This window comes from Roseovarius carneus (assembly GCF_020141465.1).
Lineage (GTDB): Bacteria > Pseudomonadota > Alphaproteobacteria > Rhodobacterales > Rhodobacteraceae > Roseovarius > Roseovarius carneus.
Window position 1 is genome coordinate 1,031,824 of the sequence record NZ_JAHSPD010000001.1, and the last position, 14,487, is coordinate 1,046,310.

Here is a 14,487-nt window from a genome sequence, read left to right on the forward strand (position 1 = left end):
GTGCTTTAAGTTGCTCTTTGAACGCGAAGTAATCGCGAATGATAACCTCGGGGAGCCCACTTTGGCCGCATCCAACAGCAGCGATGCGTTCGTAGAATTCGAACGTGTGCAAAAAAGTTATGACGGCGAAACGCTGGTCGTCAAAGATCTGAATCTCAACATTCCAAAGGGCGAGTTTCTCACAATGCTTGGGCCCTCCGGGTCGGGCAAGACAACGTGCCTGATGATGCTGGCGGGGTTCGAGACAGCCACACATGGCGACATCCGCCTTGATGGAAAATCAATCAACAACATCCCGCCGCACAAGCGCGGCATCGGCATGGTGTTCCAGAATTACGCGCTTTTCCCGCACATGACGATTGCGGAAAACCTCGCCTTCCCCCTTGAAGTGCGCAAAATCGACAAATCCGACCGCGAGGCGAAGGTTAAACGAGCCCTCGAAATGGTCGAGATGGGCGATTTCGGAGGCCGCCGTCCGTCGCAGCTTTCGGGCGGTCAGCAGCAACGTGTAGCACTCGCGCGCGCGTTGGTGTTTGAGCCGGAATTGGTGCTGATGGACGAGCCGCTTGGCGCACTGGACAAGCAACTTCGGGAGAAGATGCAATTTGAGATCACCCATCTGGCCCACAATCTCGGGATCACCACGGTCTATGTGACGCATGACCAGACCGAAGCGCTGACCATGTCGGACCGTGTCGCGGTGTTTGATGACGGCCGTATTCAGCAGATTGCGCCACCCGATCAGCTCTATGAAGAGCCCGAGAACAGTTTCGTTGCGCAATTCATCGGTGAGAACAACACGATGATGGGCACGATCAAGGAGATCAAAGGCGGTGTCGCGCTGGTCGAGCTGGATGGTGGTGAAATGATCGACGCCAAGCCCGTGAACGTGAGCGAAGTCGGTGCGCGCACCCGTGTGTCCATCCGCCCTGAGCGCGTCGAGGTGGACAAGAACCGCCTTAAGAAAGGCGCGCACACGCTCAAGGCCGAAGTGCTGGAATTCATTTATATGGGCGATATCTTCCGCACCCGTCTGCGGGTGGCTGGCAATGATGAGTTCATTGTGAAAACACGCAATGCGCCTGATCAACGTCGGATGCAGCCGGGTGAGCAGATTGATATCGGCTGGTTGCCCGAGGATTGCCGCGCGCTTGAGGCGTAATAGGTAATAGGAATATCGCGGCTCTGCACGCCAGAGCCCGATTGAATAGAGGTTCCGAGCCCATCCCGTGGCAGGGGCCTCACCAAGCAAATAACGGGATCACTTAGGGAGACTATAATGAAACTTCGTAAATCACTTATGGCCACAACGGCTCTGACGGTTGCGGCTGGTATGGCCGCTGCTCAGGACATGCCGATGGAAATGACCATCGTCAGCTGGGGCGGGGCCTACACCAAGTCGCAGCAGAACGCGTACCACACGCCCTATTCCGAGAAGACCGGCGTGACCATCATCAACGATGACAGCTCTGCCGAGGCCGTGGCCAAACTGCGCGCCATGAACGAAGCGGGCAACATCACATGGGATGTTGTTGACGTGGTTGCGGCCGACGCCATTCGCCTCTGCGACGAGGGTCTGGCGATGGAAATCGACCATGACACAATGCTGGCAACTGCCCCCGATGGCACGCCCGCAACCGAGGATTTCGGTGATCTGATCGTGTCCGATTGCTTCATTCCGCAGATTGTTTATTCGATCACCGTGGGCTACCGCACCGATCTGGTGGGCGATACGCCTCCGACAAGCATCTGTGCGCTGTTCGACACCGAAGCCTATCCCGGCCAGCGGTCGCTTGAGAAGCGCCCGATCGTCAACATGGAATGGGCGCTGCTCTGTGATGGTGTGGCCAAGGCAGACGTCTATGACGTGCTGGCGACCGAAGAGGGCCAGAATCAGGCTCTGGCAAAGCTCGATACGATCAAGGACGATGTCGTCTGGTGGTCTGCCGGTGCCGACACGCCCCAGCTTCTGGCCGATGGCGAAGTCATCATGGGATCGACCTATAATGGCCGTCTGTTCAGCCTGATCGAAGAGCAAGGTCAGCCTGTCGGCATGCTCTGGGACGCACAGGTGTTCGACCTTGACGGTTGGATCATTCCCACCGGCCTCAGCCCCGAGCGTCAGGCCCGCGCACTTGATTACATCATGTTCGCGACCGACACGCAGCGTCTGGCCGATCAGGCTTCGTGGATCAGCTATGGCCCTGCGCGCAAATCGTCCGCTCCTTTGGTCGGCACACATGCCGAGCTGGGTATCGAGATGGCGCCGCACATGCCTACCGATCCTGCAAACGCCGAGAACACGTTCTTGTACAACTACGAGTTCTGGGCTGATTATCGCGACGATATGGATGCGAAATTCCAAGCGTGGCTGGCTCAATAATCCGCGCTTTGCGCTGATTTGAAATGGGATGCGGCCCCTCGTGATGGGGCCGCATCACCCTAAAAAAACAAGCAGGCCCGCACAGGGCCTCATCCGGGGAAGGGATAGCAAAATGAACAACGATTTGGACATTCTGCCAGCCTCGGCCCTGCGCTTTTCATCTGCCGCCGCTCTGCCTCGCGCAGACTGCAGTGCGGCACCCGCCAAAGGTCTCTGAGATATGAGCGACACAGCATCAAAAGCCCCCGTGATGGCCGCCGACGGCCGCCCGCTCAAGCGCAGCCTCACCCGCGCTCTGAGGGTTCAGAAAATGCGGGCGCTGGCCCTCATCGCGCCGCTTTTGCTTTTCGTGATGCTCAGCTTCATCATGCCAATTGGCGACATGCTTTTTCGCTCTGTCGAGAACCAGATTGTTGAGGATACCCTGCCCAACACTACGCGGGAACTGGCCAATTGGGACGGGGCGTCCGACGAACTGCCGCCCGAGCCGGTTTACCAGGCGCTTTACCACGACATGTTTCTGGCCACCGAACTGAAGCGCCACACGCGGCTCGGCTCGCGCCTGAACTATGAAAGTACAGGCATGTCTTCGCTGTTTCGGCAGACGGGCCGCAAGCTTGACGATGCGGGCAAGGACTTCCGCACGCTCTTCCTCGCCGTGGATGAGGCTTGGGGCGACGGTGCAACATGGCAAAGCGTGATGCGTGGAGCCGAGGGTGCGACACCTGATACGGCTCTCGTCAAGGCGCAGAAAAAGCGGATTTACTACTTGGATGATCAGGCCGCGCGCGGCCAACTTGAATTCGCGCCATCGCAAGACATATCGGCGCTTTTGCCACTCACGGCGCGCGAATACACAGCCTTTGCGGTTGTGACATCCTTGATCGAGAAGGATGATCTTGCCGCGACAAAGCCGTTCGAATCGCTCTTCGTGGCCCTCGCCAATGATCTGAGCATCGCCGACCTCAGCGGATATGATGGCCCCGGCGCGGACAATCTGCGCGCGCTTCAGGCCAGCGGACTTCCTGCCCCGAACTACACCGAGATTTTCGGAGAGATGGACGAAGACTGGGTCAATCTCGACACGTGGCGCACCATTCAGGTCCATTCCGATCCTTATACAAGCGGGTATTTCCTCAATGCCGTGGACATGCAGAAAACGCCCACCGGGGTCGAAATGCAGCCCGAGGATCGGCAGGTTCTGATCACGCTTTTCGTGCGGACGCTGATCATGTCGTTGACGATCATGTGTGCGTGTATTGTGTTGGGCTATCCCATTGCATGGCTGCTGGCCAACCTGCCGATGCGGCAGGCGAATGTGCTGATGATCCTTGTGTTGTTGCCCTTCTGGACGTCGCTTTTGGTGCGCACCTCCGCGTGGAAGGTGATGTTGCAACAACAAGGGGTGATCAACGATACGCTGGTGTGGATTGGCCTTGTGGCTGATGATAACCGGCTGGCGCTCATCAACAACGAGACCGGCACGATTATCGCGATGACGCATATCCTGCTGCCGTTCATGATCCTGCCGATGTATTCGGTGATGCAGACAATCAACCCGACGTATCTGCGTGCCGCCAAATCGCTGGGTGCGAGCAACTGGACCGCGTTCTGGCGGGTCTATTTCCCGCAATCCATTCCGGGCATCGGGGCGGGGTCGATCCTCGTCTTCATCCTGTCCATCGGCTATTATATCACGCCTGAGATCGTCGGCGGCACCAAGGGTATTTTCATCTCCAACCGGATCGCCTTCCACATCTCGTCCTCGCTCAACTGGGGCCTTGCGGCGGCATTGGGCACGATCCTTCTGGTGGCGGTTCTGGTTCTTTACTGGGCCTATGACAAGATTGTCGGCATCGACAACGTGAAATTGGGGTAACGCGATATGAGCCTGCCAATCTACGCCACGTTCGGCCAGCGCGTCTGGTATTACGCCTTCCGCGTGATCTGTGCGCTGATCTTCATCTTCCTGATTACGCCCATCCTCGTGGTGATCCCGCTCAGCTTCAACGCCGAGAATTTTTTCACCTTCACGCCCGAGATGCTGCGCCTTGATCCCGAGGGCTTCAGCCTCAAGCATTATCAGGATTTTTTCACCAATGCCGAATGGCAGCGCAGCTTCAAAAACTCGCTGATCATCGCGCCCATCGCCACGGTGATTGCGGTCACGTTGGGCACTCTGGCAGCCATCGGCCTCAGCCAGAGCCACGTCCCCTTCCGCCGCGCCATCATGGCGATCCTGATCTCGCCGATGATCGTGCCACTCATCATCTCGGCCACGGGCATGTTCTTTTTCTACTCCAAGATCGGGAATTTCATGGAAGGCACGATGGGTCTCGACAAGAATTTCGTGGGCTATGTGAAGGTCATCCTTGCGCACTCGGTCCTCGGCATCCCGTTTGTGATCATCACGGTGACGGCCACGCTGGTGGGCTTTGACCGCTCACTGACCCGCGCTGCGGCGTCGATGGGGGCAAACCCGGTCAAGACATTCTTCAAGATCCAGATGCCCCTGATCCTGCCGGGCGTGATCTCAGGCGGGCTGTTCGCCTTCATCACATCCTTCGACGAGGTGGTCGTCGTGCTCTTCGTCGGCTCGGCCTCGCAAAAAACCCTGCCATGGCAGATGTTCACCGGCCTGCGCGAGCAAATCTCGCCGACAATCCTGGCGGTGGCCACAATCCTCGTCGTGATCTCGATATTGCTGCTGACCACGGTCGAGCTGCTACGGCGGCGGTCCGAGAGATTGCGCGGGCTTAGTCCGGGGTAGGGCTTTGAGGCGAAACAGATGAAGGGCACCGATTAGGTGCCCTTTTTTTGTTGAAAATCCCGACGACACTTTTGCCACCAGAAGCAGGCAATGAAATAGTGAATTGCAGCACGAGAATATAACGAGCGTTATGGGCTACAAGGTTTCGCTTTCTGTATTGAAGACTCCATATCTTGATAGAAACTGTCTAGGTAGCCAGTGGTTCGATATTCATCAGCGACTTGATAAACGTGAGCTAGCGAAAATCCGTAGTCACGAAGGAACTGTAGACCTTCGCTATTTTCTTCACTGTCACGAACTTCTTTAAATTGATCAAGCCACCCGTTTGTTGGTCCAGCACTAGACCAACCGTATTTTTGGAATGCCATTCCAGTCTGAAAATAACCAACTTGCTCTACGAGCCGAAATACTTGCGCTTCGTAATTGGAGCATTCTTCAGCGTTTCCAGCCGTGGGAAACAACATTATTGTACACGCTACGGAAGTTACTCTAATCATACTTATTTCCCGTTTACATAGATTTTAAATGATAAACAAATACTGTGAGTTATATAAATTCTAGCGCCTACTTTTAAAAAGTAAACGAATGTTGATTAGTTAGAATAGCTACCTGCCCGATCCTTGTTACTGGAGTTGTTACTGCCCATTCTAATAAATGCCACGGCTCGTAAGGTCCCCAACCCGCGCCTAAATCCGCACCAGCTGCTCATACGCTGCCGAGATATCGCGCGTCATCGCACCCACCTCGAACCGAAACTCGCCGATCTGCCCCACGGGTGTCACCTCGGCTGCGGTGCCGGTGAGCCAGCATTGCTCAAAGCCTTCCATCTCATCGGGCATGATGATCCGCTCATGCACAATCACGCCCTGCTCTTTAAGCATCCCGATCACTGTCTGCCGCGTGAGGCCGTTGAGAAAGCAATCGGCCAGTGGCGTATGCACTTCGCCATCCTTCACGAAGAAGATATTCGCCCCCGTCGCCTCGGCCACATAGCCGCGATAATCCATGAAGAGCGCATCTGAGCAGCCCTTGGCCTCTGCGGCGTGTTTGGACGTGGTGCAGATCATATAGAGCCCCGCCGCCTTGGCATGGACGGGGATCGTCTCGGGGCTGGGCCGTTTCCATTTGGAAATGTCGAGCTTTGCGCCCTTCAGTTTTGCATCACCATAATAGGCGCCCCATTCCCACGCTGCGATGGCCAGATGCACTGGGTTGCGTGCCGATGCGACACCCATATCTTCGCCCGCACCACGCCATGCCACGGCGCGCACATAGGCGTCTGAATGGCCATTCACGCTCAAGACTTCAGCCTTGGCCGCCTCGATTTCATCCACGGTCCAGGGCACTTGAAAATCCAGCTCTCCTGCGGAGAAATGCAGTCGCTCAGAATGCTGGCGGCTCTTGAATATTTTGCCGTTATAGGCGCGCTCGCCTTCAAAGACGGAGCTTGCATAATGCATCGCGTGGGTCAGGACGTGGACATTGGCCGAGCGCCAATCCACCAGTTTGCCATCCATCCAGATCATGCCGTCGCGGTCATCATAGCCAGCCATTGTCATCGCTCCCTTAGGATCAGTATTTGCATTTGTTGCGTGAGTTACGTCCGATGCGGACATAAAATTACGACAAAACTGCGATTCGCTACCAGTTAGGGCTTGGAATGTCAACAAAGCTGACTTAAAATTTGGCAGGATCAGACATGCTCAAAGGCGGCCACATGCCAGAAAACCAGACCGGCGAAACGCTTTTGTTCCTGACCGATGAGCAGGTGCGCCAAGGGATCGAAGCGATGTTCTTTGCCTATCGCGGCTTCACGGCTGATCCAGACCGTATCCTGACCGATCTGGCCTATGGGCGCGCCCATCACCGCGCGCTGCATTTCATTGCGCGCAGCCCTGGCACCACGGTCAACAATCTGCTGAACATCCTCGGGGTGACAAAACAATCGCTCAATCGCGTCCTGCGCACCTTGGTGGAGGACGGTCTGGTCGAAAGCCGTGTGGGCACCTCGGACAAGCGCGAGCGCAATCTGGAGCTGACCGACACAGGCCACGCGCTTGAACGCCGCCTAAGTGATGCACAACGTGCCCGAATGCGCGCGGCTTACCGCGCAGCGGGGCCAGAGGCTGTGGCCGGGTTTCGGCAAGTGCTGGAAGCAATGATGGACCCGGACTCGCGCCGTCGGTATCATGCCCTCAGAGAGGTATCCCCATGAGTGCTCCTGCCCCCCATTTGCTGATTGTTGACGACGATGAGCGTATCCGCGGCCTCCTGCGCAAGTTTCTGGCGCGGCAGGGGTTTCTTGTGTCGGTCGCACGCGATGCGGCCCATACGCGGCGTGTGCTGGGGGGCTTGGAGTTTGACCTCATCGTGCTGGACGTGATGATGCCGGGTGAGGATGGCGTGGCCCTGACACGGGAGCTGCGCGAAACACTAACGACGCCTATTCTGCTGCTCACTGCCAAAGGCGAAACCGATGATCGGATTGCGGGGCTTGAGGCGGGGGCGGATGATTACCTCTCCAAGCCGTTTGAGCCGAAAGAGCTTTTACTCCGGATCAACGCAATTCTGCGCCGTATGCCCGAGCCACAGCCAGAAAACACCACGCCAAAAGTGCTGCAACTTGGCCCCATGCGATATGATATGGAGCGCGCCGAGCTGATGCGCGGCGAGGATGTCGTGCGCCTCACGGCGACCGAAACCCAACTGATGCGCATCTTCTCGGGCCATCTGCGCCAGCCGGTGAGCCGTGCCAAACTGGTCGAGGATCTGGGACGGGACCGGGGGCAAGCGCAAGAGCGAGCCGTGGATGTGCAGATCACCCGCCTGCGCCGCAAGATTGAGGCTGATCCCAAACAGCCCCGCTACCTGCAAACGGTGCGCGGCGAAGGCTATATGCTCGCCCCCGACTAAGCCTGACTGATCCAAAGGAGCGCCTTCGGCGCACAGGGTTGGTTTTGCGTGCACGCAGCGGGGATGTTGCGCGTTAAGGCCCCGGCGCTTAACTACCTTGAAACGCTAGCAACGATTTCATCTGACGCAGCGTATCACAAAAAGCCGACAGCCTGAATTTTCGGGAAACGCATTCGGATATTTTTGGCAAGAAGAAGGGGAAGGCACTTGTGCTTCTTCTTGCTCTAAATATCCATAACCGCGGCCGCAGTCTAGGTGATCCGACCGAAAGGGAAGCGTGACACTCTTTTGAAGCTGCGGATTGCGCCACTCTTGCGGGAAAGGTGGATCGGCTGTATCTCGGGGGCATGACACGGATTATTGACATGGATGATCGCGCGCGCCTGCCTTGGCGGTTTTTTGGTGCGGCGTGTAGTATACTAGCCCGGCTATGAGCTGCGCTGCCCTTTGTCACGTTTGAATTCCATCTGAAAACCAAAAACGGGAGAGGACCTATGTCCCCCAAAACGCTCTATGATAAAATCTGGGATGCGCATCTGGTGCACGAAGCCGATGACGGCACCTGCCTTTTGTATATTGATCGCCATCTTGTCCATGAGGTGACAAGCCCGCAAGCCTTTGAGGGGCTTCGTATGACGGGCCGCACCGTGCGCGCGCCCGACAAGACCATCGCTGTGCCGGATCACAACGTGCCGACCACGCTGGACCGGGCCAACGCCGAGACCATGACCGAGGATAGCCGTATTCAAGTCGAGGCGCTTGATACCAACGCCAAGGAGTTCGGGCTGCATTATTACCCGGTCTCGGATATGCGTCAGGGGATCGTGCATATCGTCGGCCCCGAGCAGGGCTGGACCCTGCCCGGCATGACCGTTGTCTGCGGTGACAGCCACACGGCCACCCATGGCGCGTTTGGCGCTTTGGCCCACGGGATCGGCACGTCCGAGGTGGAGCATGTTCTGGCGACCCAGACGCTGATCCAGCGCAAGGGCAAGAACATGAAGGTCGAGATCACTGGCAAGCTCGCGCCGGGTGTCACGGCCAAGGACATAACGCTGTCGGTGATTGGTGTTACCGGCACTGCGGGGGGCACCGGCTATGTCATCGAATATTGCGGCGAGGCGATCCGCGATCTGAGCATGGAAGGTCGGATGACGGTCTGCAACATGGCGATCGAGGGTGGCGCGCGCGCGGGCCTGATTGCGCCTGACGAGAAAACCTTTGAGTATTGCAATGGTCGCCCCAATGCACCGAAAGGGGCGGATTGGGATGCGGCGCTGGCGTGGTGGAAGACGCTTTACAGCGATGATGACGCGCATTGGGACAAGGTCGTGACCCTGAGGGGGGAGGATATTGCCCCCGTCGTGACTTGGGGTACCAGCCCCGAGGATGTGCTGCCAGTCACCGCGTCGGTGCCTTCCGCGTCGGACTTTTCTGGTGGCAAGGTCGAAGCAGCGCAGCGTTCGCTTGATTATATGGGCCTGACTGCTGGCACGCCTTTGCGAGATGTGGAGATTGATACGGTCTTCATCGGCTCCTGTACCAATGGCCGGATCGAGGATCTGCGCGCGGCGGCCGCGATCCTCAAGGGCAAGAAAATCGCGGTCAAGCGTGCGATGATCGTGCCCGGCTCGGGCCTTGTGCGCGCACAGGCCGAAGAAGAGGGGCTGGCTGATATCTTCAAGGAGGCCGGTTTCGAATGGCGCCTTGCCGGCTGCTCCATGTGCCTTGCGATGAACCCAGATCAACTCAGCCCCGGTGAGCGATGCGCGGCCACGTCCAACCGCAATTTCGAGGGCCGTCAGGGCCGCGGCGGGCGCACCCATCTGATGAGCCCCGCCATGGCGGCGGCGGCGGCTGTGACCGGAAAACTCACTGACGTGCGGGAGATGATGTGATGGACAAATTCGACAAACTCAGCGGGATTGCGGCACCGATGCCGATGATCAACATCGACACGGACATGATCATCCCCAAGCAGTTCCTCAAGACGATCAAGCGCTCGGGGCTGGGTGTGAACCTCTTCGATGAGATGCGCTACGCCGATGACGGTAAGGAAATCCCGGAATTCGTGCTGAACCAGCCAGCCTACCGCGATGCGGAGATCCTTGTTGCGGGCGATAATTTTGGCTGTGGCTCATCGCGTGAGCACGCGCCTTGGGCGATCAAGGATTTCGGCATCCGCTGCGTCATTGCGCCCAGCTTTGCGGATATTTTCTACAACAACTGCTTCAAGAACGGCATTCTGCCAATCGCCCTGCCGCAAGAGCAGGTTGATCTCCTGATGGCCGAGGCGCAGAAGGGATCGAACGCGCGGATTGAGGTCGATCTAGCAGCGCAGACTGTGACCACATCGGACGGCGCCACGATCAGCTTTGAGGTCGATGCGTTCAAAAAGCATTGCCTTCTGGAAGGGCTCGACGATATCGGCCTGACCATGGAGAAGGCCGCCGCGATCGACACGTTTGAAGCCTCAGCAAGCACAGCGCGCCCTTGGGTGTGAAAATACCAAAGCCTAAGACAAGCGGCCTGCCTCCTTGGTGGGCCGCTTGTGCCGCCTTTTGGCGTACCCGCCATATCTAGTGGACAGCCCAATTGGGATTAAGTGCATTGATGTAATCGCGCACCAGTTTCCTGCCCGTCTCGCTTAATTTCAATGCCCTGCACCCCCCCGTTCTTGAGCGCGGGACGCAAACAAGGCAAGAATGAGACTGAATTGAGGCATACCGCCATAACGCGCGGGATCAGTTTGGGACAACGCTTCGGCACCGTATCGAAGCAGGCCAAGTTGAAGGGATTGGGCAGTGGTTGCAAAACTTACTGGCGCTGTATTGCGTGCATTTTTGCTGGCGTTGCTTTTGGCAATGCCCTCTCTTTTGCTGCCGTCCGCTGCGTCTGACACCAATCAGATTGTCGTCCTGATCAGCGTGCTCGCCGGTGCCATGGTATTCATGGAATACACATCCCGCGCGCCCAGCATCGTTGAGTTCCGCTTTGCGGCCCCCTTTAACCGGATGAAGTTCGGCTTTGGCGCGGTGGCCCTTTTGGCGTGCTGTTTGATCATGCGGGGGGCGGAGACGCCCGGCTCGTGGAGCGTGCTTTTGACCCAGCTTTCGGGTGGCATGGCGGCGGCGCTCGATTTTCCATATTCCCCGGTGCGCCTTCTTTTGTCTGTGCTGCCCGCAAACCTGTCTGAGGGCGATACCCAGATCATCCGCCTTCTGGCCGCGCTTTGTTATGGTCTGTCGATGGTGATGGTGTTCGTGTTTCTGGCGCTGGTCCGGATCTGGGGCTGGCCGGTTCGGCGCGGGGCATTCAACGTGTGGCTGAACCTGCCGCTCTTTGACCCGACGGGCGGCGGCGATGTGGTGGTGCGACTTCATCGCGACTCGGCCCTTAACCTTTCGTTAGGGTTTCTGCTGCCATTCTTGCTCCCGGCGCTTTTCGTGGTTTTGGTTAATTTCTTCGACCGCTCCGCGCTGCTGAGCCCGCAAACCGTGATCTGGATAATTGTGATATGGGCCTTCGTGCCAGCAGGAATGATCATGCGCGGCCTTGCCTTGCACCGCGTGGCCGAGCTGATCACGGCCAAGCGTCGCCGGGCCTATGCCAAGGCCGAGGACGCGTTTCAAACAGTCTGACCCTCTTCTGTGCGGCGCTGTTTTTTGCCAGTGCGGCTGCGGCCGATACGCTCCGCATCGCGACCTTCAACACCGAGCTTAAACGCGATGGGCCGGGCCTTTTGCTGCGCGATATCTTGCGCGGGCAGGACGCTCAGGTGGACGCCGTTGTGCGGATGATTGCAGAGGTAGCCCCCGATATCATCTTGTTGCAAAACGTCGATTATGATCTCGGACTGGCTGCGCTGACGGCGCTGCGCGACCAGATTTCCGAGGCTGGCCCGCTCTACACGGAAGTCTTCGCGCTGCGCCCAAACACCGGCATGACGACGAGGCTCGATATGGACGGCGATGGGCGGCTGGGTGAGCCAGAAGATGCGCAAGGCTATGGCGAGTTTTCGGGGCAGGGGGGTATGGCGCTGCTGTCACGCTATCCGGTGGAGGGTGAGGGCGTGCGTGATTTTTCGCAGATTTTGTGGCGCGAGGTGCCGAATGCGCTCTTGCCCACCGTCAACGGCCTACCCTTCCCGTCTGAAGCTGCACAAGCCGCCTTGCGCTTGTCCACAACCGCGCATTGGGTCGTGCCAATCCGGCATCCGTCTGGCCCGCTCACCCTCATGGCCTTCCACGCAGGTGCCCCGGTTTTTGATGGGGTCGAGGATCGCAACGGGCGGCGCAACCATGATCAGATCGTGTTCTGGCAGCATTATATGGACGGTGCGTTCGGCCCCGCCCCCGCCCCCGACTCGCGCTTTGTCCTGCTGGGCCATAGCAATCAGGACTCCGTGAAGGGTGAAGGGATCAAATCCGCCATTACAGGTCTGCTGGCCGATCCGCGCCTGCAAGACCCACGGCCTGCGCGGCCAAACGGGGGCCTTGAGACCGTGGATTGGAGTGGGATTGAGCTGGGCGAGCTACGGGTCAGCTATGTCCTGCCCTCGCGCGATTGGCAGGTGGTGGGTGCCGGCGTCCACTGGCCCGTAGGGTCTGATGTGGCGGGCCGGCACCGCATTGTTTGGGTCGATCTGGCGTTAGGCGGCTAGACCCATTTCGCAAAAGGCGGCAGCGACATCAGCACCGCATTGGCGTCATGCCCGGTGGCGAGGCCAAACTTCGTGCCGCGATCATAGACAAGGTTGTATTCCGCATAGAGGCCACGATGGATCAACTGCGCATCCTTGTCGGCATCGGTCCAATCCTGCACGCGCCGCTTCTCGATCAAGGGCGTGAAGGCGGGCAGAAACGCGCGGCCAATATCTTGGGTCAGCGCAAAATCCGCCTCCCAATCGCCGGTGTTGCGATCATCCATGAAAATGCCACCCACGCCGCGCGCCCGGCCCCGGTGCGGGATGAAGAAATACTCATCCGCCCAAGCCTTCAACTCGGGGTAAAGCGCCTCACCATGCGGGTCGAGATGGGCTTTCTGAGCTGCATGAAAATGCGCGGTGTCCTCGGCATATTCAAGACAGGGGTTCAGGTCCGATCCGCCGCCGAACCACCACGCATGCGGGGTCCAGAACATCCGCGTGTTCATATGCACGGCGGGGCAATGCGGGTTCTGCATATGCGCCACGAGGGAGATGCCGCTGGCCCAGAAGCTTGGATCGTCCTCCATACCGGGCACACCCCGCGCGGCCATCGCCTTTTGCGCCGAGGCACCCAGCGTGCCGTAAACCTCGGACACGTTCACGCCGACTTTCTCGAACACCCGGCCTTCGCGCATCACGCTCATCAGGCCGCCGCCCGCATCGCTGCCATCCTCGGCGCTGCGGGTTGTCTCGCTGACCTCAAAGCGCGCAGGGGGGGCATCGGACATGGGCCCGTCTGCGTGGCTGTCTTCCAACCCCTCGAAGGCGGACACAATCTGGTCACGCAGATCGCGGAACCATGCCGCCGCGCGGCGCTTTTCAGTGTCAAAATCAGCGGTCATTTGAGTCCTTTCCAAAGGCGAAGACGCCCATGCAGGGCGCAGGAGCGCGCATTTAATGCGCGGGGGCTGCGACAGGATCCACAAGGGAGCGCCCGCCGTCCAGTGTCAAGATTTGCCCGGTCATGAAATCGGCGCTGTCGCTGGCCAAAAACTGTACCGCCTCGGCAAGCTCTCCGGGCGAGGCAATGCGCCCCATCGGTGTGTGCTGCTCGATATCCTTGCGGTAATCGGCATTTTCCTTGAGCGTCGTTTGTAGGGATGCGCTCATCACCGAGCCGAACGCGACCGCGTTCACCCGGATCCGGTGCGGCGCCAGCGTGACCGCAAGCGAGCGTGTCATCTGGTCAAGCGCTGCCGTGGACACTGAATAAGCCAGAAGATCGGGATGCGTGCGTCGCGCGGCAATCGACGAGAGGTTGATGATGGAGCCGACGCAATTGGCCTCGTCATTCTCCTCGCCCTGCTTGATCATCCGTTTCGCCACAAGCTGGCTGAGGCGCAGTGAGGTCATCAGGTTTTGTTGCAAGAGCATCTCCACCCCATCATCATCGGGGTTGAGCGGGTCCGACTTGACCATCTGCCGCGATGCGTTGACCAGAATATCGACCGAATCGAACGCATCAAGCGTGGCCGACAGCAGGTTGGTGAGCGTCAGCTTCTCGCGCAGGTCGCCCGCAAAATAGCGGATCGTGTCACCCTCCCCACGTTCGCCCAGTTGCTCTACCAGCCCTTCTTCGTCCATATCGGCGAACATCACATTCGCGCCCTTGTCCGCAAAATGCCGCCCAATGGCGAGGCCGATACCGTTTGCACCACCCGTGACGATGGCGGTCTTGCCAGAGATCGAAAGAGACATGGGGGATCAGATCCT

The 14,487-nt window shown here is 58.5% G+C and carries 12 protein-coding genes and 1 pseudogene; 10 read left to right on the forward strand and 3 right to left on the reverse strand.

Features of this window, described 5'->3' with window-relative positions; all coding sequences use genetic code 11:
- Positions 1-61: 61 nt before the first annotated feature.
- The 4 genes and pseudogenes from KUD11_RS05085 to KUD11_RS05100 form a co-directional block, all read left to right on the forward strand.
- Entirely contained in the window at positions 62-1,162 is a 1,101-nt protein-coding gene (locus KUD11_RS05085) for an ABC transporter ATP-binding protein (RefSeq protein ID WP_109388211.1), read from the forward strand.
- A 117-nt stretch (positions 1,163-1,279) separates the two neighbouring features.
- A complete protein-coding gene (locus KUD11_RS05090) occupies positions 1,280-2,383 on the forward strand; it encodes an extracellular solute-binding protein (RefSeq protein ID WP_109386023.1) in 1,104 nt (367 codons plus the stop codon).
- Between the two features lie 220 nt (positions 2,384-2,603).
- Entirely contained in the window at positions 2,604-4,262 is a 1,659-nt protein-coding gene (locus KUD11_RS05095) for an ABC transporter permease (protein WP_109386021.1), read from the forward strand.
- Positions 4,263-4,274: 12 nt separating this feature from the next.
- Positions 4,275-5,153 (forward strand): annotated as a pseudogene (locus tag KUD11_RS05100) (ABC transporter permease); the annotation flags it as partial.
- A gap of 686 nt (positions 5,154-5,839) precedes the next feature.
- Here KUD11_RS05100 and KUD11_RS05105 read toward each other — a convergent pair.
- Complete coding sequence (locus tag KUD11_RS05105) at positions 5,840-6,706, reverse strand: branched-chain amino acid aminotransferase (protein ID WP_109388209.1); 867 nt, start codon at positions 6,704-6,706, stop codon at positions 5,840-5,842.
- Between the two features lie 164 nt (positions 6,707-6,870).
- Here KUD11_RS05105 and KUD11_RS05110 point away from each other — a divergent pair, with 164 nt between their 5' ends.
- The 6 genes from KUD11_RS05110 (at position 6,871) to KUD11_RS05135 (ending at position 12,729) form a co-directional block, all read left to right on the forward strand.
- Entirely contained in the window at positions 6,871-7,368 is a 498-nt protein-coding gene (locus KUD11_RS05110) for a MarR family winged helix-turn-helix transcriptional regulator (protein WP_109388207.1), read from the forward strand.
- Entirely contained in the window at positions 7,365-8,066 is a 702-nt protein-coding gene (locus KUD11_RS05115; RefSeq protein ID WP_109386017.1) for a response regulator, read from the forward strand. The genes KUD11_RS05110 and KUD11_RS05115 overlap by 4 nt, the downstream gene beginning before the upstream one ends.
- A gap of 494 nt (positions 8,067-8,560) precedes the next feature.
- Positions 8,561-9,964, forward strand: a complete 1,404-nt coding sequence (gene leuC, locus KUD11_RS05120; protein ID WP_109386015.1) for a 3-isopropylmalate dehydratase large subunit — start codon at positions 8,561-8,563, stop codon at positions 9,962-9,964.
- Positions 9,964-10,569: a 3-isopropylmalate dehydratase small subunit gene (gene leuD, locus KUD11_RS05125; RefSeq protein WP_109386013.1), complete on the forward strand. Its 606-nt coding sequence runs from the start codon at positions 9,964-9,966 to the stop codon at positions 10,567-10,569. The genes leuC and leuD overlap by 1 nt, the downstream gene beginning before the upstream one ends.
- Before the next feature lie 361 nt (positions 10,570-10,930).
- Positions 10,931-11,707 carry a hypothetical protein gene (locus KUD11_RS05130; protein WP_224380154.1) on the forward strand — a complete coding sequence of 259 codons (777 nt, stop codon included), beginning with the start codon at positions 10,931-10,933 and terminating at the stop codon, positions 11,705-11,707.
- Between the two features lie 101 nt (positions 11,708-11,808).
- A complete protein-coding gene (locus KUD11_RS05135) occupies positions 11,809-12,729 on the forward strand; it encodes an endonuclease/exonuclease/phosphatase family protein (protein ID WP_224380155.1) in 921 nt (306 codons plus the stop codon).
- Here the strand turns inward: KUD11_RS05135 and hemF are convergent.
- Complete coding sequence (gene hemF, locus KUD11_RS05140; protein ID WP_109386009.1) at positions 12,726-13,616, reverse strand: oxygen-dependent coproporphyrinogen oxidase; 891 nt, start codon at positions 13,614-13,616, stop codon at positions 12,726-12,728. The genes KUD11_RS05135 and hemF overlap by 4 nt on opposite strands.
- A 52-nt stretch (positions 13,617-13,668) precedes the next feature.
- Positions 13,669-14,472 carry an SDR family NAD(P)-dependent oxidoreductase gene (locus KUD11_RS05145; protein WP_109386006.1) on the reverse strand — a complete coding sequence of 268 codons (804 nt, stop codon included), beginning with the start codon at positions 14,470-14,472 and terminating at the stop codon, positions 13,669-13,671.
- Between the last annotated feature and the right edge of the window lie 15 nt (positions 14,473-14,487).

What these genes read in the sequence shown, in the direction of transcription:
- KUD11_RS05145 (WP_109386006.1), bottom strand. Translation starts at nt 14,472, where the DNA reads ATGTCTCTTTCGATCTCTGGCAAGACCGCCATCGTCACGGGTGGTGCA.
- leuC (WP_109386015.1), top strand. Translation starts at nt 8,561, where the DNA reads ATGTCCCCCAAAACGCTCTATGATAAAATCTGGGATGCGCATCTGGTG.
- KUD11_RS05095 (WP_109386021.1), top strand. Translation starts at nt 2,604, where the DNA reads ATGAGCGACACAGCATCAAAAGCCCCCGTGATGGCCGCCGACGGCCGC.
- KUD11_RS05090 (WP_109386023.1), top strand. Translation starts at nt 1,280, where the DNA reads ATGAAACTTCGTAAATCACTTATGGCCACAACGGCTCTGACGGTTGCG.
- leuD (WP_109386013.1), top strand. Translation starts at nt 9,964, where the DNA reads ATGGACAAATTCGACAAACTCAGCGGGATTGCGGCACCGATGCCGATG.
- KUD11_RS05130 (WP_224380154.1), top strand. Translation starts at nt 10,931, where the DNA reads ATGCCCTCTCTTTTGCTGCCGTCCGCTGCGTCTGACACCAATCAGATT.
- KUD11_RS05115 (WP_109386017.1), top strand. Translation starts at nt 7,365, where the DNA reads ATGAGTGCTCCTGCCCCCCATTTGCTGATTGTTGACGACGATGAGCGT.
- KUD11_RS05105 (WP_109388209.1), bottom strand. Translation starts at nt 6,706, where the DNA reads ATGGCTGGCTATGATGACCGCGACGGCATGATCTGGATGGATGGCAAA.
- hemF (WP_109386009.1), bottom strand. Translation starts at nt 13,616, where the DNA reads ATGACCGCTGATTTTGACACTGAAAAGCGCCGCGCGGCGGCATGGTTC.
- KUD11_RS05110 (WP_109388207.1), top strand. Translation starts at nt 6,871, where the DNA reads ATGCCAGAAAACCAGACCGGCGAAACGCTTTTGTTCCTGACCGATGAG.